Source organism: Leptotrichia sp. oral taxon 879 str. F0557 (assembly GCF_000469385.1).
Lineage (GTDB): Bacteria > Fusobacteriota > Fusobacteriia > Fusobacteriales > Leptotrichiaceae > Leptotrichia > Leptotrichia mesophila.
In genome coordinates, this window is record NZ_KI271317.1 from 84,132 (window position 1) to 84,769 (window position 638).

Annotated in this window: 2 protein-coding genes; one reads left to right on the forward strand and one right to left on the reverse strand. The window is 33.9% G+C overall.

Translation table 11 applies throughout. The annotated features are described in order from the left end of the window. Positions 1-63 precede the first annotated feature (63 nt). The gene (locus HMPREF1552_RS12770) at positions 64-153 is read left to right on the forward strand and encodes a hypothetical protein (protein ID WP_231370750.1); all 90 of its coding nucleotides are present in this window, start codon (positions 64-66) and stop codon (positions 151-153) included. Positions 154-258: 105 nt separating this feature from the next. Here HMPREF1552_RS12770 and HMPREF1552_RS11820 read toward each other — a convergent pair. After that, positions 259-638, reverse strand: a 380-nt coding sequence (locus HMPREF1552_RS11820) for a transposase family protein (protein WP_155827495.1), incomplete at its 5' end; no start/stop codon positions are given.

Genomic DNA, 638 nt, shown 5'->3' on the forward strand with positions numbered 1-638 from the left:
ACCTGGTTGCTGGAAAAATAGGGAATGCACTGATTTCATAGAAAAAGGATATTAGAAAAGATAATTAAGGAAACAGAGTATTGTCTATCATTTTTTCCACTGTATTCACCAGATTTAAATCCAATAGAAAAAGTATGGGCCAGTAAGACATAGCCCATAATGATAATACACTTGAGGAAGCAGTTACTTCTGTGTTTTATTTGATAAGATGGCCCAGCTTTAAATAGATTTTACTATATATTAGACCTGTTCGACAACCTATAGTTCAAAATTAATTGCACAAATTAACGAAAATCTCAGGGCAAATTTTCTTCTCTTGTTTTTATAACGTGTAGACACTATCCTAAATCTCTTGATATGACTGTTTACATGCTCTATGTAAATTCTATGTCTTGAAATAATTGAATTGTATTTCTTGTCCTCTTTAGTTAATTTGTGCTTTTTTGTCGATTTTTTAGGCACCAAGCTGTTGCCGTGTATCTTATCTATGCCTATGTATCCCTTGTCGGCAATTAAAAGAACATCTTTTGAAAAATATACACGACTTCTACAGAACAGCCTGAAGTCATGAACGCTCCCGTGTGAAAACGAGACGTTGAGTATCCTTAAATCCTTTTCGTCTGCAACTATCTGAGTCT